The following is a 20,726-nucleotide window of genomic DNA, read 5'->3' on the forward strand; positions in this document are numbered from 1 at the left end:
GCGTGGACGGCTCCGCCGTCCACGCGTCCGACGAACATTCGAACGCCGAACACGATCAATATCACGCCCTCGCCACCTGGGCCACCACCGCCCTGGTCCGCGCCAACGCCGCCCGCATCGACGGCCCTTGGCTCGTCGACAACTGAATTAGAGCCAGAAATCTAGCACGACCGTGCTTTTATCACACTATAATCGACCAGCTGGTCCGATCAACTTAGCCGAGAGCTGCCCATGTCGCTGCCTACCGTACTGCAAAACCTGTCCCTCCCCGTCATTGCCTCGCCGATGTTCATTGCCAGCGGTCCGGCCCTGGTTGCCGCCCAGTGCAAGGCCGGCATCGTCGGTTCCTTCCCGGCGCTGAACGCCCGCCCGGCCGAACTGCTCGACACCTGGCTGACCGACCTGCAGCGCGAGCTGGCCGAGTACAAGGCAGCCAACCCAAGCGCCATCGTCGGCCCGATCGCCGTCAACCAGATCGTGCACGCCTCGAACGCGCGTCTCGAGCATGACGTCGAAGTCTGCGTGAAGCACCAGGTGCCGATCATCATCTCCTCGCTGCGCGCGCCGCCGAAAGAGATGCTGGACGCCGTGCACAGCTACGGCGGCATCGTGCTGCACGACGTGATCTCGATCCGCCATGCGCACAAGGCGCTGGAAGCGGGCGTCGACGGCCTGATCCTGGTGGCGGCCGGCGCTGGCGGCCATGCGGGCGCCCTGTCGCCGTTCGCGCTGGTGGGTGAGGTACGCAAGTTCTTCAACGGTCCGATCGCGCTGTCCGGCTCGATCGCCACCGGCGACGCCATCCTCGCGGCCCAGGCCATGGGCGCCGACTTCGCCTACATCGGTTCGCGCTGGCTGGCGACCAAGGAATCGAACGTCACCGACGACTACCGCGACGCCATCGTCGAGTCGAGCGCGGCCGACGTGGTCTACACCAATTTGTTCACCGGCGTGCACGGCAACTACCTGAAGAAATCGATCGTCAACGCGGGCCTGGACCCGGAAGCGCTGCCGGAATCGGACAAGAGCAAGATGAGCTTTGGCGACGGCAGCTCGAAAGCCAAGGCCTGGCGCGACATCTGGGGCGCCGGCCAGGGCGTGGGCCTGATGGATGATGTGCCGAGCACGGCCGAGATGGTCGAGCGCCTGAAGCGCGAGTACGAGGCGGCACGCGCGCGCCTCAGCCTGCGTTAAGAGGCCGCAAGCGGCATTCTTTGCGTTAGCCGGTTCCCGTACGGTGGGCACGCTGTGCCCACGCGAACATTGGCATCATGTTGGCGCTGTTGGAGCCGCGTGGCATGCATCTCGATACCGTGTGCCCAGGCATGCCGCAACATCCAAACAGAGCCAACACAGCATCACCATCCGCGTGGGCACAGAGTGCCTAGCGCGGCCCGGCCCACCCTACGGTTGCGTCCGCCGGGTGATCAGGCGGTGGGTTTGGCATCCGGCACCGGAAACGCCGGCTCCGGTTCCACGCTCAAATCCGCCACGTTGATCGACCACAGGCCCGGCAGATTGCGCCAGTAGCCATACACGTCCATCCCGAAGCCGACCACGAATTCGTTCGGCAGCGTCAGCCCGACGATGTCCGCCTGGATCGGCTTCGCGCGGCCGATGTTCTTGTCCGCGAAGACGGCCACGATCACTTCGGCCGCGCCCATGTCGAGCAGGCGCTGCTTCACGTGCGCCAGGGTCTCGCCTTCGTCGAGGATGTCGTCGACCACGACGATGGTCTTGCCGGCCACGTCCTGGCGCGGAATCACTTTCCACACCACCTGGCCGCCGCGGTCGTCGTCGCCATAGCGGCTGACGTGGATGTAGTCGAATTCGAGCGGGAAGTCGAGCTGGGGCAGCAGGGTGCCGGTGAAGACGACGGCGCCGCCCATCACGCCGAGCACCAGGGGGAAGCTGCTGCTGTCCGGTGCGCCGAAGCGCGTGTTGAGCACGTCGGCCACTTGCCGCACGGCGGCTTGCACTTCTTCAGGACTGACGATCTGGCGCGCATTGGCAAGCAGGGCGCGGGCACGGGCGTGGTGATAGTCTTGCATGGTCGTTCCGGTGATTAATTTACTCAATATTTACCAAGGCATTATGCGGCAATTGCCGCGCCGGCGAAGTTCGGTTGGCGCGGCCTTCAGGATGCCGCTGCCTCGGTGATTTCGCGCTGCAGTTTCCTGGTCAGCTTTGCAAACACGAGCTCGTAGGCACGGCGCAGCAATGCGGCCGCTTCCTCGTCGCCGAGGCTGGCGCTGGCGTCCACCCGCACCCATTTCGCGCGCGCCAGATAAGGCGCCGGGATGATGCCGGGGCGGTCGGTCAGTTCCAAAAAGCGCTCGTCCTCGGCCTTGAAGCTGATCGCCTGGGCCGGCGACGCATTGCCCGTCACCGCAAACATTTTGTCGCCGACCGAGAACACCAGGTCCTCGCCCCATTTGATGTCTTCGGTGGCGCCCGGAAAGCTGCGGCAGAGCGCCTTGGCGGCTTCGAAATCCATGTTCTCGTCTCCCTGTGATCGGTTTGTCCGCCCAGTTTAGCGCGGCGGAGAACAGGCTGGATCGTTTTGATGTTTCAGCGCAAGATTCGTCTGCGCCATTGTCCCTGTTTGCGGCGTATCATACGTGGCTTGAATAACATCCCAGCAAGCCATGTCCACCTCTGACTTCCATGTCCAGCGCGACGCGCGCCTGGCCCAGCTGCGCGCCGCCATGGCGCGCCACGGTATCGACGCCTGTATCGTGCCATCCGCCGATCCCCACCTGTCCGAATACCTGCCGCGCCGCTGGCAAGGGCGCGAATGGCTCTCCGGCTTCACCGGCTCGGTCGGCACCTTCATCGCCACCGCGGACTTCGCCGGCGTCTGGACCGACGGCCGCTACTACACGCAAGCCGAGACCGAACTGGCCGGCAGCGAGATCCAGCTGATGAAGATCCCGTCGGGCGCCAGCCTGCTGCACATCGACTGGCTGGCTGCCAACATGCAGCCGGGCCAGACGGTGGCGGTCGACGCCCGCGTGCTCGGCCTGGCCGTGGCGCGTTTGCTGGGCGACGCCCTGAAGGCACGTGGCGTAACCCTGCGCACCGACATCGATTTGCTGGACGAGATCTGGAATGACCGTCCCGGCTTGCCGGCAGATGCGCTGTACGAGCACGCCGCCCCGCATGCAACGCAGTCGCGCGCCGACAAGCTCGCCGCGACCCGCGCCGCAATGGAAAAACTCGGCGCCGAACGCCACTTCATCTCGACCCTGGACGACATCGGCTACCTGTTCAATTTGCGCGGCTCGGATGTGAGCTACAACCCGGTATTCGTGGCGCACGCGCTGGTCGAACGCGACGGCGCGACCGTGTTCGTGGCCGACGGCAAAGCCTCGGAAGCCTTGCGTGCGCGCCTGCTGGAAGACGGCGTGCGCCTGGCGCCGTATGCGGATGCCGCCGATGCCCTGGCAGCGATCCCGGAAGGCAGCAGCCTGCTGGTCGACCCGCGCCGCGTCACCGCCGGCATGCGCGCCGCCGTGCCGCCATCGGTGCGGGTGGTCGAAGCAATCAACCCTACCACCTTTGCCAAGTCGCGCAAGACCGATGAGGAAGCCGCCCACGTGCGCGCCACCATGGAGCAGGACGGCGCCGCCTTGTGCGAATTCTTCTCCTGGCTGGAAGCGACCCTGGCCGATCCCGGCCGCGCACCGATTACCGAACTCACCATCGACGAGCAGATCACGGCCGCGCGTGCGCGCCGTCCGCATTTCGTCAGCCCGAGCTTCGGCACGATTGCCGGCTTCAACGCCAACGGCGCCATCATGCATTACCGCGCCACCCCGGCTGCGCACGCGGTCATCGAAGGCGACGGCCTGCTGCTGATCGACTCCGGCGGCCAGTACCTGGGCGGCACCACCGACATCACGCGCGTGGTCCCGGTCGGCACCATCACCGATGACCACAAGCGCGACTTCACCCTCGTCCTGAAAGGGATGATGGCGCTGTCGATGGTCCAGTTCCCGCGCGGTACCCGCGGCCCGATGCTCGATGCCATCGCACGCGCGCCGATCTGGGCCGCCGGCGTGGACTACGGCCACGGCACCGGCCACGGCGTCGGCTACTTCATGAACGTGCACGAAGGCCCGCAGGTGATTTCGCCGAGCGCGCCGCCGGACCCGCACACGGCCATCGAGCCGGGCATGATCACCTCGAACGAGCCGGGCATCTACAAGCCGGGCCGCTGGGGTATCCGCATCGAGAACCTGGTGCTGGCCGTGGCTGCCGGGAGCGGAGAGTTCGGCGAGTTCCTGCGCTTCGAGACGCTGACCCTGTGCCCGATCGACACCCGCTGCATCGACCTGGCGCTGCTGCAGCCGCATGAAAAGGCATGGCTGAACGGCTACCACGCCGAAGTGCGCGCGCGCCTGCTGCCGCATGTCGATGGCGCCGCGCGCGCCTGGCTGGAACTGCGCACGGAGGCGATCTGATGGCCTCCGCCCGTTCCACCCGCGCCAGCGCCGCCGTCGAGCGCCTGAAACGCCGTACCGGCCACACCGGCTACTCGATGGCCCGCACCGCCGACGGCTCCTTCTTCCTGTCCGAGACGCCCGGCGCGCCGCCGCTGTGCGCGCCGCTGGAACTCGACGACTTCGTCGCCTTCGTCAACGGCCTGGGGCCGCAGGAGGTCAAGCGCATGACCAAGAACGACGTCGCCTTCGAGAAGCAGCTGGTCAGGAAGAAGCCCTGAAATCCAGGCTGCCCGCGCAGCCTAGCGAAAGACCGTCATGACGACGTCCGAACTGCTGGCGACCTATTGGTCGCCTTCCGAGATCGCCACGAACGGCGTGATCCTGCTGCACCTGGCCGGCGCGCTGCTGCTCGGCCTGCTGGTCGGCTACGAGCGTTCGTACCACGGCCGCGCGGCCGGCATGCGCACCTATGGCCTGGTGTGCATGGCCTCGGCGGCGCTGACCATCGTCAGCGGCTATCCCGAGTTCTGGTACGGCGGCGGCACCGGTGCGATTGCGCCGGTCGATCCGACCCGCGTGATGCAGGGCGTGGTCACCGGCATCGGCTTCCTCGGCGCCGGCGTGATCATGCGCGAAGGCTTCACCATCAGCGGCCTGACCACCGCGGCCTCGATCTGGAGTTCGTCGGTGATCGGCATCCTGGTCGGCGTTGGCTTTTATTTGTCGGCGATGGGACTGGCCTTTTTCTCGGCCATGATCATGATCTACCTGAACCGGGTGGAAGCGGTGCTGCCTTCGCGCCGCGCGGTGGCCGTGATGCTGCGCTTTCGCGAGCACTTCCTGCCGAAGGAAGAGGCACTGCGCGAAGCGGCGCTCGAGCGCGGCTACCAGATCGCCGGCAGCTCGCTGACGATTGCCAGCAGCAATGGGCGCCAGGAGTGGCGCTTCGTGGCGCTGGCCCTGTCCAGCCACAACCGCGCCACCCTGACCGAACTGGCGGCCGAACTGGCCGCCTTCGAAGGCGTCGAGGGCTTCCAGCTCTCGCACGCCCGCAATTGAACGACACATAAAAAAACGCATGGGATACACCGACATGACCCCTCAAGACGTACTCGATTTCTGGTTCCTGCCGCGCAGCGACGCCAACTACGGCAAGGCGCGCCCGGAATGGTTCCGCAAGGACGCCGCCTTCGACACGCAGATCCGCGAGCGCTTCGGCGCCCTGGTTGCCCAGGCGGTGGCCGGCGGCCTGCGCGAGTGGGACATCGACCATGGCGCCGAAGGCACGCTGGCGCGCATCCTGGTGCTCGACCAGTTCACGCGCAACGCCCACCGCGATACGCCCGGTTCCTTTGCCGGCGACGCGCTGGCGCTGGCGGCCGCCCGCCAGCTGGTCGACAGCGGCGCCGACCGCACGCTGGAACCGCAGCAGCGCGCCTTCGTCTACATGCCTTTCGAGCATGCCGAGGACGCGCGCATGCAGCAGTGCGCGGTCGATCTGTTCACCCAGCTGGCGAGCGAGCACGCGGGCTTTGCCGACATGCTCGACTACGCCCACCGCCACCGCGGCGTGATCGCCCGCTTTGGCCGCTTCCCGCACCGTAACCCCATCCTCGGCCGCGCGTCCACGCCCGACGAATTGCAGTACCTGGGCCAGCCCGGCGCCGGTTTCTGATGCCGGCAACGCTGAACATCGTCGGCGCCGGCCATGTCGGCCGCACGCTGGGCCGCCTGTTTGCCGCGCACGGCGTTTTTGCCGTGCAGGACGTGCTGACGCGCTCGCTTGACACCGCGAACGCGGCCGTGGCCTTCATCGGCGCCGGCCGGGCTGTCGCCGGTCTTGCCGACCTGCGTCCGGCCGCTGTGTGGATGCTGGCCGTGGGCGACGACCAGATCGCGTCCACCTGCGCGGCGCTGGCCGGGGCCGGGCTGCTGCAGGATGCCGTCGTCTTCCACTGCAGCGGCGCCAAGGCGTCGAGCGAACTGCAGGCCCCCGGTGCGTCGACCGCGAGCGTGCATCCTGTACGCAGCTTCGCCGATCCCGAGGGCGTGGCTGCCGCGTTTGCCGGCACCTGGTGCGGCGTCGAGGGCGATGCCAGGGCGCTGGCGCTGCTCACGCCCGCCTTCGAGGCGATCGGTGCGCGCCTGGTGACGATCGACGCCGCCGCCAAGACCGTCTACCACGCCGCGTCCGTGTTCGCTGCCAACTACCTGGTGACCGTGCTGGATGCCGCGCTGCGCGCCTATGTGGCGGCCGGTGTGCCGGAAGCGGTGGCGCGCGAACTGGCGCGGCCGCTTGCCAGCGAGTCCCTGGCCAATGTGTTCCGCCTCGGCCCGGCCGCGGCGCTGAGCGGCCCGGTGGCGCGCGGCGACCTTGTCACCGTGGCGCGCCAGCAGGCGGCGGTTTCGCACTGGGATGCGCCGACCGGGCGCCTGTACGACGCGCTGGTGGAAGCCACTACCTCATTGGCCGCGCGCAAGCGGCGCGGCCAGTCCTGATTTTTATTTCCCTGGAGTATCGATGCTGTTGAGTGCCTGGGCCACGCTGGCCGCCTTGGGTGTGTATTTCTGGACCGGCGTGGTCGCCGGCGCGGCGCGTGTGCGCTACAAGGTGCCGGCGCCGTCGATGGATGGGCCGGAAGCTTTTCAGAGCCGCCAGCGCGTGCAGATGAATACCCTCGAACAGTTGCCGCTGGTACTGGTGCCGATGTGGCTGTGCGCCTGGTACCTGGGCGATACCTGGGCGGCGGCCGGCGGCATGCTGTGGTGCTTTGCCCGCGTGCTGTATGCGCTGGGCTATTACCGCGACCCAGCCAAGCGCGAACTCGGCTTTATTCTCGGCATGGTGGCCTGCGGCGCCCTGGTTGCCGGCGCCACTGTTGGTTTATTGATGCAGTAGAGCAAGCTTCTTGCATCATTCCGTCGACAAAGTTTTCAAAGGGCAATAAGCTTGCCGCTGATTCCGTCAATACACGGTGACTGGTGCGCGTCGCGCCCGGGCCGGTGTCGACGCAGGAGGCAGCATGCTGTTTTTGAAGAGTACCGCAACGACCAAGGCGCCGGGCATCTATGAAGTCGACATCGCCGCCAAGCCGCCGGGCAAGACCTATGGCGTCTTCCTGGCCACCGACCCGGACAATCCACCGCATTCGGTGCTCGCCGCCCTGACCGAGCTCGGCTTCAAAGGCACTTACCAGAAGCGCTACACCCACCGCGACAGCGGCCGCGTGCTCGACCTGCACTTCGAAAAGGACGGCACCGATATCTTCAAGGGCTGGAAGGCAGAGGAGTGCAGCGCCAACCTGGCGGCCATCGACACCTTGTTCGGGAATGTCGGTATTGCCGTCACGCCGCGGGTGATGACGATGGCCGAAGCTTACTCCTGAGCTTGTTTTGTGGTGGGTTCGGAGAACCCACCCTACGGTGATCGGCTGAGTTTTTTGGTGGGTTCGGAGAACCCACCCTACGGTGATCGCTGATGTAGGGTGGGTTCTTGAACCCACCGTACTCCTGAGCTTGTTTTGTGGTGGGTTCGGACAACCCCCCCTACGGTGATCGGTTTAGTTTTTTGGTGGGTTCGTAGAACCCACCCTACGGTGATCGGCTGAGTTTTTTGGTGGGTTCGGAGAACCCACCCTACGGTGATCGCTGATGTAGGGTGGGTTCTTGAACCCACCTTACTCCTGAGCTTGTTTTGTGGTGGGTTCGGAGAACCCACCCTACTACGGTGATCGGCTGAGTTTTTTGGTGGGTTCGGAGAACCCACCCTACGGTGATCGCTGATGTAGGGTGGGTTCTTGAACCCACCTTACTCCTGAGCTTGTTTTGTGGTGGGTTCGGAGAACCCACCCTACTACGGTGATCGGCTGAGTTTTTTGGTGGGTTCGGAGAACCCACCCTACGGTGATCGCTGATGTAGGGTGGGTTCTTGAACCCACCTTACTCCTGAGCTTGTTTTGTGGTGGGTTCGGAGAACCCACCCTACTACGGTGATCGGCTGAGTTTTTTGGTGGGTTCGGAGAACCCACCCTACGGTGATCGCTGATGTAGGGTGGGTTCTTGAACCCACCTTACTCCTGAGCTTGTTTTGTGGTGGGTTCGGAGAACCCACCCTACTACGGTGATCGGCTGAGTTTTTTGGTGGGTTCGGAGAACCCACCCTACGGTGATCGCTGATGTAGGGTGGGTTCTTGAACCCACCAACCCGCGTCAGGTTCAGATACAGCACCCACCAACCCGCGTCAGGTTCAGATACAGCACCCACCAACCCGCGTCAGGTTCGGATACAGTGCTGCATGGATTTATTCGACTCACCCGGCACATTCACATCCATTCCCATCGAAGACGGCGCGCTGGCCCTGATGGCGCGCCTGCCGCTACCCTATGCCAACGAAGACATCCTGGCGCGCCTGATTGCTGAAACGCCCTGGCGCCAGGAAAGCATCGTCCTGTTTGGCAAGTCCCACCTGCAACCGCGCCTGACTGCCTGGTATGGCGACGCCAGCTATAGCTATTCCGGCCTGCGTCTCGACCCTTTGCCCTGGACACCCTTGCTGGCCGAGATTCGCGCCGCCGTCGAAACGGCGTGCGGCCTGCACTTCAACAGCGTGCTGCTGAACTATTACCGCGATGAACGCGACAGCATGGGCATGCACAGCGACGACGAACCCGAACTGGGCCCGGACCCGGCCATCGCCTCGCTCAGCTATGGCGCCACGCGCGGCTTCGTTTTGCGGCATAAACGCAACAAACGGACAGTCAAGCTCGACTTGCACGATGGCAGCTTGTTATTGATGAGTGGAAGCCTGCAGAGTAACTGGCTTCACGGCATCAATAAATCGACGCGCGCCATAGGAGAACGGCTGAATTTAACCTTCAGGTACGTCGTTTAATTTAACGGCTTCATGTGCCCATTTGTCGTTAAAAATAACTGAACCATTAGTCATTTATGTTACATTTGATTACAGTTCTTACGGGATTCACACTGCCTTATCCTTTTGACCAGTGCTATCTTGGACTCATCGCGATTCAAGATGAATGGCGAACCAGACCACTATGTTGAAAAGGATTCGCAATGAAAAAGCTGATTTTTGCACTGATCGCAGGCGCCGCCACCATGACCGCCGCGCAAGCCCAATCGACCATCACCCCACGTCCATATGTCGGCGTTGGCGTTTCCGGCGCTGACCGCGAGTACAACGTGCCGGGCGCGACGATGAACGACAACGACGGTTACCGCTTCTCGGGCAAGATCTTCGGCGGTGCCGAACTGACCGAGAACTTCGGCGTCGAAGCCGGCTACACCGACTTCCGCAAGGCCGGCGGCAGCTACACCCTGAACGGCGCCAACGCCAGCACCGATGCCGACGGCTACGCCGCTTACATCGCCGGCAAGGCCACCAAGCAGCTGAGCGACAAGGTCGGTGTCTATGGCAAGCTGGGCGTGACCCACACCAAGGCTGAACAGGACTCGGCTACCGCCGGCCTGAACCGCAAAGTCAGCGACAATGGCGCCTACGGTGCTGTCGGCGTGCAGTACAACGTGAACCAGAACGTTGCGCTCCTGGCCGAATACGAACGCTTCGGCAAGAAGCAGGACTTCGGTCCGAAGCCGGACGTCGTGACCATCGGCGCGAAATACAGCTTCTAATCAGCTGTCCCCTCGTGTGTGAAAGGGCCCTGCGGGGCCCTTTTTCATTGGGAGATCCGATTACGTCGAACCTGGCCTGCGGCGCGAACCGTATTGGAACAACCGTTACGCCGAGCCTGATCAGCGACGCGAACGTACGGTGGGCACGCTGTGCCCACGCGGTAACGTACGTATGCTTGGCCCTGCTGCGGTGATATATCGCTCGAAAACCATGCAAAGGCCACGGACCTGGTTTGACGCTGGCGAGCGATGCGTCACGGCCGCAAGCGAAAGGCCACGCACGTAACCGCGTGGGCACAGAGTGCCCACCGTACGAGTACGGATTATCCCTGCGCCCCGAATTGCATCGGCGCTCCAGCCGGATGCACGAGCGTGCGCACCCAAGGCGGCAGCACAGCCGGGTCCGGCGCGGCGAAGCCGGAAGAAATGAAGCGGTGCAGCGACGACCACGGCCAGTCCGGCGCGCTGTGGCACAGGCCATGCCGCATCGGATTGGTATGCATGTAATCGATCAGCGCCGCATACTGGATATCGTCCTGCACCCGGAATTGCTGGTACTGGCGTTCCCAGATCGCGCCATCGGGCGAACTGGTGACCAGCGACTTGCGCAGGGCTTTCGAAAACGCGATCTTCACGGCGCGCCAGCGGCTCGAGCAATCGTGGTCGCCGGGAGGCAGTGTCCACATGGCGTGGGCATGGTCGGGCAGGACGACCCAGGCATCGACGTGGAAGGGTTTGCGTACGCGCGCCTGGCGGATGGCGTCGCCGAAGGCCGAGATATGGTCCGTCAGCAGGGAACTGCCACGGTCCAGCAGGCGAACCGTGAAGAAGAAGGTCCCGCCGGGGACCCGGTTGTCGCGGTAGTCTGTCATGGGCAGGCATGCCAATCGCAGGTGGGAGTCATGTCGATCGGCGCAAAATGGCTCCTCATCAACGGGCGATTCTACACACGGAATTTTCTCGACCGCGATTCATTTCCGCGCGTAAAAGAAAAGCACGCCGCACCATGAAAAAAACCCAGCGGCCTTGCGGCGGCTGGGGTTCTTGGCGACATCGACGAACGATCAGGTCGTCAGCGGCTTGTAGCGAATCCGCTTCGGCTTGGCGCCTTCTTCACCCAGGCGTTTCTTCTTGTCGGCTTCGTATTCCTGGTAGTTACCGTCGAAGAAGGTAACCTGGGAATTGCCTTCGAAGGCCAGGATGTGGGTCGCGATACGGTCCAGGAACCAGCGATCGTGGGAAATCACCATCACGCTGCCGGCGAATTCCAGCAGGGCGTCTTCCAGTGCGCGCAGGGTTTCCACGTCGAGGTCGTTCGACGGTTCGTCCAGCAGCAGGACATTGCCGCCTTGCAGCAGGGTCTTGGCCAGGTGCAGGCGGCCGCGTTCGCCACCCGACAGGTTGCCGACCACTTTCTGCTGGTCAGAACCCTTGAAGTTGAAGCGGCCGAGATAGGCACGCGACGGCATCTCGAAGCGGCCGACGCTCAGCATGTCGGCGCCGCCGGTCACATCCTCGAACACGGTCTTGTTGTTGGCCAGGTCGTCGCGGTGCTGGTCGACCAGCGAGACCTTGGCGGTCTTGCCGATCACGACTTCGCCGCTGTCCGGCTGTTCGCGGCCGGCGATCATCTTGAACAGGGTCGACTTACCGGCGCCGTTCGGGCCGATGATGCCCACGATCGCGCCCGGCGGTACGGTGAACGAGACGTTGTCGAGCAGCAGGCGGTCGCCGAAGGCCTTCGAGACGTTCTTGAACTCGATGACTTCGTTGCCCAGGCGCTCGGCAACAGGGATAAAGATCTCCTGGGTCTCGTTGCGCTTCTGGTATTCGTATTCGCTCAGCTCGTTGAAGCGGGCCAGACGTGCCTTCGACTTGGCCTGGCGCGCCTTCGGATTCTGGCGCGACCATTCGAGTTCCTTCTGCAGGGCCTTTTGACGCGCCGATTCGGTCGCTTCTTCCTGCTTCAGGCGCGCCTGCTTCTGGTCCAGCCAGGACGAGTAGTTGCCCTTCCATGGGATGCCCGAACCGCGGTCCAGTTCCAGGATCCATTCGGCGGCGTTGTCGAGGAAGTAGCGGTCGTGGGTGATGCCGACCACGGTGCCCGGGAAGCGCAGCAGGAATTGTTCCAGCCACTCGACCGATTCGGCGTCCAGGTGGTTGGTCGGCTCATCCAGCAGCAGCATGTCCGGTTTGCTCAGCAGCAGCTTGCACAGCGCCACGCGGCGCTTCTCGCCACCCGACAGCACGCCGATTTTGGCGTCCCACGGCGGCAGGCGCAGCGCGTCGGCGGCCATTTCCATCTGCAGGTTCAGGTTGCCGCCGTCGGCTGCGGCGATGATCGATTCCAGGCGCTCCTGCTCCTTGGCGAGGGCGTCGAAGTCGGCGTCTTCCTCGGCATAGGCGGCGTACACGGCTTCCAGCTTGGCTTGCGCTTCGAAGGCTTCGCCCAGGCCGGATTCGACTTCCTGGCGCACGGTTTTTTCCGGATCGAGCTGCGGTTCCTGCGGCAGGTAGCCGATGTTCAGGCCCGGCATCGGGCGCGCTTCGCCCTGGATGTCGGTGTCGATGCCGGCCATGATCTTCAGCAGGGTCGACTTGCCGGAACCGTTCAGGCCCAGCACGCCGATCTTCGCGCCTGGGAAGAACGACAGTGAAATGTCTTTCAGGATCTGGCGTTTCGGCGGGACGATTTTGCCCACGCGGTTCATGGTATAGACGTAATTTGCCATCTTAGGTAACTGTTATGAAATCAAGGTGCACAGGATACGATAGAAGCGCTGCGACAGACAGCCTTTATCGCGATTCTTTCAATGGCGCCACCGGCTGCCCCGCGCTTCGTCCACGTTGCAGCAGGCCTTCGCCGGCAAACAGGCCGAGTGCCGCCCAGATTAGGGCGAAGCCCACCAGGCGATCTGCCGTAAACGCTTCCTTGAACAGCAGCACGCCGAGCAGGAACTGGATGGTCGGCGCCAGGTATTGCAGCAGGCCGAGGATCGACAGCGGAATCTGGCGCGCGCCGCTGGCGAACAGCAGCAGCGGCACCGCCGTGATCGGACCGGAAGCAATCAACAGCCAGCGCGTGGTGTCCGACGGCGTGTTCAGGAAGGCGTTCTCGCCATGCAGCGTCAACCAGCCGACGTAGATCGCCGCGATCGGGAACAGCACCATGGTCTCGAACGACAGGCCCTCCAGTGCGCCGAGCGCCGCCGTCTTACGCAGCAAGCCGTAGCCGCCGAACGAGGCCGCCAGGCACAGGGCGATCCAGGGCACCGAACCGGACTGCCAGGTCAGCCAGGCCACGCCCAGGGCGGCGATGCCGATCGCGACCCACTGCACGCGGCGCAGGCGTTCCTTCAGGATCAGGTAGCCGAACATGATGTTCACCAGCGGGTTGATGAAGTAGCCGAGGCTGGCCTCGATCACGTGGCCATTGTTGACGGCCCAGATATACAGCAGCCAGTTCGCGCTGAGTAAGAATGCCGAGGCAACGAAACTCCCGAACACGCGCGGCTGGCGCACCTGATTCAGCCAGGCCCATTGCCGGCGCAGCGCCAGCACCACCAGCAAAAAGGCGAGCGACCACAGCATGCGGTGGGCCAGGATCTGCATCGACGGCACCTCGCGCACGGCGTGGAAATACAAAGGAAAGAGGCCCCAGCAAAGGAAGGCCAGGGCAGCGGAGAGGATGCCGGTACGCATGGGAATAGGGGAGAAGAGTTGCCAGTCCAGCATTATCGACGAAGTCGGGAACGCTTGCCGGAGACCTCCCATTTTGGTCGGCGTGCAAGGCTAACGCGCGACCATTCCCTGTCGCTTCAGGCAAACTTGCAACACTTCGCGCCAGGGTCGGCCGAGCCGCCTGATTCTGCTTGCAATTTTCTTGTCGTTATTTTATGGTGCGCCGCACCAGAACAACAATATGGTGCAATCTTGACGTCGCAAAATAACAAAAGCAGCCTGGCGGCGATGACGCTGGCTGCCGTTGGCATCGTCTACGGCGATATCGGTACCAGCCCGCTGTACACCCTCAAGACCATCTTCGACCCCACCCACGGCCTTGCGCTGAACACTCCCAACCTGCTCGGCATCATTTCCCTGATCTTCTGGGGACTGACCCTGATCGTCTCGCTGAAATACGTGATCCTGGTGCTGCGCGCGGACAACCGCGGCGAGGGCGGGATCATGGCCCTGATGGCGCTGACCCTGAACTCGGTCACGCGCACCTCGCGCTGGCACTACCCGCTGATGGTGATCGGCGTCTTCGGCGCCACCATGTTCTATGGCGACAGCGTGATCACGCCGGCGATTTCCGTGCTCGGCGCCATCGAGGGCCTGGAAGTGGCCACGCCGGCGCTGTCGCACTACGTGGTGCCGCTGGCGGTGGTGGTGCTGGTCGGCCTGTACAGCCTGCAGCGCCACGGCACCGCCGGCATCGGCCGCTGGTTCGGGCCGGTGATGATCGTCTGGTTCCTGGCCCTGGCCGTGATGGGCATCATCAACATCGCCAAGGCCCCGGTGATCCTGGAAGCGCTGAACCCGCTGCACGCTGCGCGCTTCGTCATGGAAAACCAGTTCATCGCCTTTGTCGCCCTGGGGGCGGTGGTGCTGGCCCTCACCGGCGCCGAAGCCCTGTACGCCGACATGGGCCACTTCGGCAAGAAGCCGATCCGCGTGGCCTGGTTCCTGATCGTGTTCCCGGCGCTGGCCCTGAACTACCTGGGCCAGGGCGGCCTCTTGATCACCGACCCGACCGCCGTGGAAAACCCCTTCTTCCACCAGCTCGGCACCTGGAGCGTGTATCCGCTGGTGGTGCTGTCGACCATGGCGGCGGTGATCGCCTCGCAGGCCACGATTTCCGGCACCTATTCGATGACCAAGCAGGCCATCATGCTGGGCCTGCTGCCGCGCATGCGCATCCTGCACACGTCCGAGAGCGAGATCGGCCAGATCTATATTCCGGCGGTGAACTGGCTGCAACTGATCGTCGTGCTGATCGCCGTGATCGGCTTCGGTTCCTCGGACCGCCTGGCCGGCGCCTACGGCATCGCCGTCACCGCCACCATGCTGGCCACGACCCTGCTGACCTTCTTCGTCACCCGCTACCGCTGGCATCTGCCGCTATGGGTGTGCCTGGGCGCCACCGGCTTCTTCATGCTGATGGACATTGCCCTGTTCTCGGCCAGCACCCTCAAATTGCTGCACGGCGGCTGGTTCCCGCTGCTGCTGGGCGCCGTGCTGCTGACCGCCATGCTCACCTGGAAGCGCGGCCGCGAGCTGGTGTTCGAAAACCTCGAGCGCCACGCGATCCCGCTCGATGCCTTCCTCGATTCGCTGTTCGTGGCGCCGCCGACCCGGGTGCCGGGCACGGCCATCTTCCTGCGCGGCGAAAGCGACGGCGTACCGCATGCCTTGCTGCATAACCTGTCCCACAACAAGGTGCTGCACGAGCGCGTGGTCTTCCTGACCGTGCACATCCGTGAAGAACCTTTCGTGCCGCTGCCGGAACAGGTGCAGATCGTTGAGCTGGGCCACAACTGCTTCCAGCTGAACGTGCACTACGGCTTCAAGGACGAGCCGGACATCCCGGCCATCATGGCGCATTGCGGCACCCTCGGCCTGGTGTTCGAGAACATGGAAACGTCCTACTTCATCGCGCGCCAGACCGTGATCTCGGCGCCGGGAGGCGGCATGGCGCCATGGCGCGAGCACCTGTACGTGGCGATGTCGCGCAATGCGCGCGCCGCGGCCGACTATTACCAGATCCCGGCCAACCGCGTGATCGAGCTCGGCACCCAGGTGGAGATCTGATCCGGCATATAAGCAAACGAATACAAAAGAAATACAAAAAGCGGACACTCGGCGCGTCCGCGCTCGGGTAATGTGCAGCGTTTCCTGTTTTAAACATCTGCACACCTTACCCGGGGAGAGACCCATGAAATTCAAGTTTCCGCTGATGGTCGCGGCCTGCGCAGCCGTATTCAGCCTTACCGCCTGCGGCGGCGGCGGCAGCGACGACACGCCGGACGTCGTCAGTGCACCGACGGCCCTGAAGACGATCGACACCGTGGTCGGCACCGGCGCCGAAGCGGCGAATGGCAAGAAGCTGACCGTCAAGTACACCGGCTGGCTGTACAGCACCACGGCGGCCGACAACAAGGGCACCCAGTTCGAATCCAGCACCTTCACCTTCACGCTGGGCGTGGATGCGGTGATCGCCGGCTGGACCCAGGGCCTGCCGGGCATGAAGGTCGGCGGCAAGCGCACCCTGCACATTCCGGCCAACCTGGCCTACGGCAAGAACGGCCGCGGCCCGATTCCGCCGAATACCGGCCTGGTGTTCGACGTCGAACTGCAAAAGGTCGAGTAAGCCCGTCCTGTCTCGTCTGCGCGCACTTCTGAGCTGGCGCAGATGAGACGCAGTCGCTTTCCTCCATCCTCGGGGCTGTCCGGGCCGTGCACACACGGCCATCCCGACCGATGAGGAAACGATGCCCATCCACCACCTGCGGCAGCTGCCGCGGTTACTCCTGCCGCAGTTACTACTGTCGTTCGTGCTGCTTGCCTGCGCGCGCGCCGCCTTTGCGCAGCCGGCATACGTGCTCGTCTTCGGTCCGGAAAACTCCAGTCCGGGCGCCATCAACCGCGCCGGCAGCCTCGTCGGCCAGGCCAGCGGCGAGGCTTTCCTGTGGGATGGCGGCGCCACCGTCGGCCTTGGCGGCATGGGCGGCAGCGCCGCCTTTGGCATCAGCAACAATTGCTTGATCACCGGCGCCGCCGACCGGCCCGACGGCAGCAGCCATGCTTTCCTGTTCGACGGCAGCTTGCGCGACATCGGGCAGCTCGGCGTCGCCAGCAGCGGTGCGGGCGTGAACCGGGCCGGGCAGGTGGCCGGCACCTGGGTCGACGAGGCCGGCGAAAACCACGCCTTTCTCTACAGCGGCGGCGTGATGCGCGATATCGGCAACCTCGGCGCCAATTCCGCGCGCGCCACCGCCATCAGCGAACGCGGCGAGGTGGTCGGCTCGTCCTTCCTGGAGGGGTTCACGTCCCTGCAGGCCTTTTTCTACTACGCCAGCGGCAATATCAGCAGCATCGCCGCCCTCGGCACGCTCGGCGGACCGTCGAGCTGGGCAAACGCCATCAACAACAACCTGCAAATCGCCGGCGCCAGCTACATCGACGACGACACGCTGCACGCCTTCCTCTACGAGGGCGGCGTCATGCGCGATATCGGCTCCCTGGGCGGCGCCTTCACCGAGGCACGCGGGATCAACGATGTCGGCTGGGTGGTCGGCTATTCCACCTATGCCGATGACGTGCCCGGCATCGACTTCGCCAGCGCCTTTCTCTACCGCGACGGCGCCATGTTCGACCTGAACCTGATTGTCGAGCGTCCGGGCCTGTGGTCCATCCTCGACGCCTACGACATCAACGAGGCCGGCCAGATCGCGGCCACCGCCTGCACCGACTTCGGCGACTGCCGCGCGGTGCGGCTCGATCCGATACCGGCGGTGCCCGAGCCACGGCCGGCGGGGCTGCTGCTGGCCGGGCTGGTGCTGGGCGGCGCCTGGAGCGGCCTGCGGCGGCGCACCCGCCGTAAAAGCTGACCGTATTCGAAGGCCTTCCACGGCGCGTCGTCCTACGCCGCGCCGTGCGCCTGCTCCGTTGTGTACGATACAACAAGGGTTCCGCCTGACGAAACCCGCGTTTCTCGAACAACAGGAGCACAGCAGCATGTCGCAACATGTCACCCCGCACGCAATCGAAGAACTCACCCCGCGTCAACGCATCTACGCCATTGTCGGCGCCTCGTCGGGCAACCTGGTCGAATGGTTCGACTTCTACATTTATTCCTTCTGCGCGCTGTATTTCTCGGCCGCCTTCTTCCCCTCCGGTAATCCAACCACCCAGCTGCTGAACACGGCCGGGATCTTTGCCGCCGGCTTCCTGATGCGCCCGGTGGGCGGCTGGATGTTCGGCCGCATTGCCGATCGCTACGGCCGCAAGAACGCGATGCTGATTTCCGTGCTGATGATGTGCGGCGGCTCGCTGATGATCGCGGTGCTGCCGACCTATGCCCAGATCGGCACCGCGGCGCCGGTCCTGCTGCTGCTGGCGCGCCTGTTCCAGGGCCTGTCGGTGGGCGGCGAATACGGCACCAGCGCCACCTACATGAGCGAGGTGGCGCAGCCGGGCAAGCGCGGCTTCTTCGCTTCCTTCCAGTACGTGACCCTGATCGGCGGCCAGCTGCTGGCCCTGTTGGTGCTGGTGGTCTTGCAGCAGCTGTTCACCGAAGCCGAGCTGAAGGCCTGGGGCTGGCGTATTCCCTTCGTGCTGGGCGCCTGCGCGGCCCTGGTCTCGCTCTACCTGCGCCGTTCGCTCACGGAGACCACGAACGCCTCCGAGCGCAAGCGCAAGGAAGCGGGCAGCGTCGCCACCCTGCTGCGCGACCACCGCAAGGCCTTCATCACCGTGCTCGGGTTCACGGCCGGCGGCTCGCTGATCTTCTACACCTTCACCACCTACATGCAGAAATACCTGGTCAACACCGCCGGCATGGATGCGAAAACCGCCAGCGCCGTCATGACCGGCGTGCTGGTGATCTACATGTGCCTGCAGCCGGTGTTCGGCGCGCTGTCCGACCGCATCGGCCGCAAGACCTCGATGATCTGGTTCGGCGCACTGGCGGCGATCGCCACGGTGCCGATCATGACCGCGCTGCGCGGCATCGACAGCCCGCTGATGGCCGGCGTATTGATCGTCTGCGCGCTGACCATCGTCAGCCTGTACACCTCGATCGGTGGCCTGATCAAGGCCGAGATGTTCCCGGTGGAAGTGCGCGCGCTTGGCGTCGGCCTCTCGTATGCGGTGGCGAATGCCATCTTCGGCGGCTCGGCCGAATACGTGGCGCTGTGGTTCAAGCAGGCCGGGATGGAATCGAACTTCTACTGGTACGTGAGCGCGATGTGCGCCATCGCCTTCATCGTCGCCCTGCGCATGCCGGACCCGCAAAAGTCCGGTTTGCTGAAGTAAGCCTGCGAAGTTAGCCTGCTGATGCGGGCAGGCCCGGGATACATGCTGCGCTTCAGCGCAGCATGTCGATGTGCAGGATCCCGTCTTCGTCGTAGGGCTCGGAGATGGTCTCGAAGCCGAAGTCCTGGTAGAACTTCTCCAGGCGCTGCTGGGCGCCGATGCGGATGCGGTGGCCCGGATGCAGCTGTTCCGCATACTGGATGCCGTGCGCCACCAGCTCGCGGCCGATGCCCGAACCGCGCACGTCGTTGGTCGTCAGGATGCGCCCGAGCGACATCTCGTCATATTTCGCGCCCGGCGCCAGGCAGCGCAAATACGCCACCAGCACGCGCCGGCCGCCGATGTCGCGCCAGCCGAGCAGGTGGTGGGCATCGAGGTCGTAGCCGTCGATGTCCGGATACAGGCAAGTCTGTTCCAGCACGAATACCTGCTGGCGCTGGGCCAGCACTTCGTACAGCTGCGCGTTGCTGAGGTCAGCGAAGCTGCACCACTGCCATTCGATCATGTGTGTTTCCGATTCAAGTAGTAAAACATTCAGGCGGCCGTCTCGAAACCTTCGAGCACGTTGACCGTGTTGATGCCGATCTCGCTGCCGGCCTGGCCGCCCTCGAACACGAAGGCGGTCGGCAAGCCGAGCCAGGCGATGCGCTCGCCGACGCGCAGAAAGTCGGCGCCCTGCAACCCGAAGCCGCCGCCCGGCTCGGACGCGGCGGTATTCACCCCGAGCGCGACAACCAGCGCTTCCGGCGCGAACATGCCGAGCCTGATGCAGGCCGTTTCCAGCGCCGCCAGCCACGCCTGCGCATTGCTGCCCTGCGCCAGCGGCAGATTCATGTTGTGGCCCTGTCCGTCGCCATCGCCCGTTTCGTCGGCATGGCCGACGAAATACGGGTAGTCGCCGCGCGGGTCGGCGTGGATCGATACGCACAGCACATCGCCGCGGTTGTAGAAGATGCCCTGGGTGCCGTTGCCGTGGTGGTAGTCGAGGTCGAGGATGGCCACGCGTTTCAGGCCATCGTCGAGCAGGTGCTGGGCGGCGAGGGCCGCATTGTTCAGGTAGCAGTCGCCGCCGAAGAAATCAAAGCCGGCATGGTGGCCGGGCGGCCGGGTCAGCGCAAAGCTGCCGCGTTCGCCGAGGCGCAGCGCGTGGGCCGCGTTGATGGCGCAGTCGGCGCCGGTCTTGGCGGCGTTCCAGGTGCCGTTCGTGAGCGGCGTGGCGCTGTCCATCGAATACAGGCCGAGGCGGCCCATGAAGCTGTCCGGCTCGATGTCGCTGCGCATGGTGCGGATCGGCCAGTTCGAGGGATAGGCGTCCTTGCCCGCATTGCCTGGGGCGAGGGCGGTCCATTCGCTCCAGGCGCTGCGCAGGAAGTGCAGGTAGCGCGGGCTGTGCACCCGTTCCAGCGATACCAGCGGCGCCCGGTGCGGCGTGACGATCTCGCCCAGCCCGCGCCGTTGCAGCGCCTGCAGCACCAGGTCGGCCCGCTCGGGCGTGTCACGACGCGCCACCATGCGCTCGTTTCCGCTATGGCGTCCGCGGTGCTGCGCATGGTGTTCGTTGTAAAAGGTGAGCAAGGCAGCCCCGGATTGGA

At 64.6% G+C, this 20,726-nt stretch carries 21 protein-coding genes; 14 read left to right on the forward strand and 7 right to left on the reverse strand.

Annotated features, from left to right (window positions below; all coding sequences use genetic code 11):
• Nucleotides 1-231: 231 nt before the first annotated feature.
• A complete protein-coding gene (locus QPK31_RS01675; protein WP_290421203.1) occupies nt 232-1,194 on the forward strand; it encodes a nitronate monooxygenase family protein in 963 nt (320 codons plus the stop codon).
• 233 nt (nt 1,195-1,427) lie between these two features.
• Here the strand turns inward: QPK31_RS01675 and QPK31_RS01680 are convergent, their stop codons facing one another.
• Nucleotides 1,428-2,051 carry a hypoxanthine-guanine phosphoribosyltransferase gene (locus tag QPK31_RS01680; protein ID WP_290421204.1) on the reverse strand — a complete coding sequence of 208 codons (624 nt, stop codon included), beginning with the start codon at nt 2,049-2,051 and terminating at the stop codon, nt 1,428-1,430.
• Nucleotides 2,052-2,137: 86 nt separating this feature from the next.
• A complete protein-coding gene (locus QPK31_RS01685) occupies nt 2,138-2,497 on the reverse strand; it encodes an MmcQ/YjbR family DNA-binding protein (RefSeq protein ID WP_290421205.1) in 360 nt (119 codons plus the stop codon).
• Between the two features lie 151 nt (nt 2,498-2,648).
• On the opposite strand from QPK31_RS01685, the gene QPK31_RS01690 reads away from it, so the two are divergent.
• From QPK31_RS01690 to QPK31_RS01730, 9 genes are all read left to right on the forward strand, one after another.
• A complete protein-coding gene (locus QPK31_RS01690; protein WP_290421206.1) occupies nt 2,649-4,466 on the forward strand; it encodes an aminopeptidase P family protein in 1,818 nt (605 codons plus the stop codon).
• Nucleotides 4,466-4,726: a hypothetical protein gene (locus QPK31_RS01695; protein WP_229436193.1), complete on the forward strand. Its 261-nt coding sequence runs from the start codon at nt 4,466-4,468 to the stop codon at nt 4,724-4,726. Before QPK31_RS01690 ends, QPK31_RS01695 begins: the two co-directional genes overlap by 1 nt.
• 37 nt (nt 4,727-4,763) lie before the next feature.
• Nucleotides 4,764-5,507, forward strand: a complete 744-nt coding sequence (locus QPK31_RS01700) for an MgtC/SapB family protein (protein WP_290421207.1) — start codon at nt 4,764-4,766, stop codon at nt 5,505-5,507.
• Between the two features lie 34 nt (nt 5,508-5,541).
• The gene (locus QPK31_RS01705; protein ID WP_290421208.1) at nt 5,542-6,123 is read left to right on the forward strand and encodes a DUF924 family protein; all 582 of its coding nucleotides are present in this window, start codon (nt 5,542-5,544) and stop codon (nt 6,121-6,123) included.
• The gene (locus tag QPK31_RS01710) at nt 6,123-6,947 is read left to right on the forward strand and encodes a Rossmann-like and DUF2520 domain-containing protein (RefSeq protein WP_290421209.1); all 825 of its coding nucleotides are present in this window, start codon (nt 6,123-6,125) and stop codon (nt 6,945-6,947) included. The genes QPK31_RS01705 and QPK31_RS01710 overlap by 1 nt, the downstream gene beginning before the upstream one ends.
• A gap of 22 nt (nt 6,948-6,969) precedes the next feature.
• A complete protein-coding gene (locus QPK31_RS01715) occupies nt 6,970-7,347 on the forward strand; it encodes an MAPEG family protein (RefSeq protein ID WP_290421210.1) in 378 nt (125 codons plus the stop codon).
• Between the two features lie 124 nt (nt 7,348-7,471).
• Complete coding sequence (locus QPK31_RS01720; RefSeq protein ID WP_290421211.1) at nt 7,472-7,834, forward strand: hypothetical protein; 363 nt, start codon at nt 7,472-7,474, stop codon at nt 7,832-7,834.
• 909 nt (nt 7,835-8,743) lie between these two features.
• Nucleotides 8,744-9,340, forward strand: a complete 597-nt coding sequence (locus QPK31_RS01725) for an alpha-ketoglutarate-dependent dioxygenase AlkB (RefSeq protein ID WP_290421212.1) — start codon at nt 8,744-8,746, stop codon at nt 9,338-9,340.
• 182 nt (nt 9,341-9,522) lie between these two features.
• The gene (locus QPK31_RS01730; RefSeq protein WP_290421213.1) at nt 9,523-10,098 is read left to right on the forward strand and encodes a porin family protein; all 576 of its coding nucleotides are present in this window, start codon (nt 9,523-9,525) and stop codon (nt 10,096-10,098) included.
• A 323-nt stretch (nt 10,099-10,421) separates the two neighbouring features.
• Here QPK31_RS01730 and QPK31_RS01735 read toward each other — a convergent pair whose 3' ends face one another.
• From QPK31_RS01735 to rarD, 3 genes are all read right to left on the reverse strand, one after another.
• The gene (locus QPK31_RS01735; protein WP_290421214.1) at nt 10,422-10,970 is read right to left on the reverse strand and encodes a transposase; all 549 of its coding nucleotides are present in this window, start codon (nt 10,968-10,970) and stop codon (nt 10,422-10,424) included.
• Between the two features lie 192 nt (nt 10,971-11,162).
• On the reverse strand, nt 11,163-12,830 hold the full coding sequence (gene ettA, locus QPK31_RS01740) for an energy-dependent translational throttle protein EttA (RefSeq protein WP_229436181.1): 1,668 nt from the start codon (nt 12,828-12,830) through the stop codon (nt 11,163-11,165).
• Nucleotides 12,831-12,894: 64 nt separating this feature from the next.
• Nucleotides 12,895-13,800 (reverse strand): EamA family transporter RarD, encoded by a 906-nt coding sequence (rarD, locus tag QPK31_RS01745; protein WP_290421215.1) that lies wholly within the window; start codon nt 13,798-13,800, stop codon nt 12,895-12,897.
• 231 nt (nt 13,801-14,031) lie between these two features.
• Here rarD and QPK31_RS01750 point away from each other — a divergent pair, with 231 nt between their 5' ends.
• The 4 genes from QPK31_RS01750 (at nt 14,032) to QPK31_RS01765 (ending at nt 19,134) form a co-directional block, all read left to right on the forward strand.
• Entirely contained in the window at nt 14,032-15,909 is a 1,878-nt protein-coding gene (locus QPK31_RS01750; protein ID WP_290421216.1) for a potassium transporter Kup, read from the forward strand.
• Nucleotides 15,910-16,033: 124 nt separating this feature from the next.
• A complete protein-coding gene (locus QPK31_RS01755; protein ID WP_290421217.1) occupies nt 16,034-16,468 on the forward strand; it encodes an FKBP-type peptidyl-prolyl cis-trans isomerase in 435 nt (144 codons plus the stop codon).
• 121 nt (nt 16,469-16,589) lie between these two features.
• Nucleotides 16,590-17,708: a hypothetical protein gene (locus tag QPK31_RS01760; RefSeq protein ID WP_290421218.1), complete on the forward strand. Its 1,119-nt coding sequence runs from the start codon at nt 16,590-16,592 to the stop codon at nt 17,706-17,708.
• A gap of 127 nt (nt 17,709-17,835) precedes the next feature.
• The gene (locus QPK31_RS01765) at nt 17,836-19,134 is read left to right on the forward strand and encodes an MFS family transporter (RefSeq protein ID WP_290421219.1); all 1,299 of its coding nucleotides are present in this window, start codon (nt 17,836-17,838) and stop codon (nt 19,132-19,134) included.
• 52 nt (nt 19,135-19,186) lie between these two features.
• On the opposite strand, the gene QPK31_RS01770 is transcribed toward QPK31_RS01765, so the two are convergent.
• Together QPK31_RS01770 and QPK31_RS01775 are read right to left on the reverse strand one after the other, a co-directional pair.
• The gene (locus QPK31_RS01770; RefSeq protein WP_290421220.1) at nt 19,187-19,639 is read right to left on the reverse strand and encodes a GNAT family N-acetyltransferase; all 453 of its coding nucleotides are present in this window, start codon (nt 19,637-19,639) and stop codon (nt 19,187-19,189) included.
• 29 nt (nt 19,640-19,668) lie between these two features.
• Entirely contained in the window at nt 19,669-20,709 is a 1,041-nt protein-coding gene (locus tag QPK31_RS01775) for a histone deacetylase family protein (RefSeq protein WP_290421221.1), read from the reverse strand.
• Nucleotides 20,710-20,726: the final 17 nt, after the last annotated feature.

The sequence above is a fragment of the Massilia sp. YIM B02769 genome, from assembly GCF_030411995.1.
GTDB lineage: Bacteria > Pseudomonadota > Gammaproteobacteria > Burkholderiales > Burkholderiaceae_D > Telluria.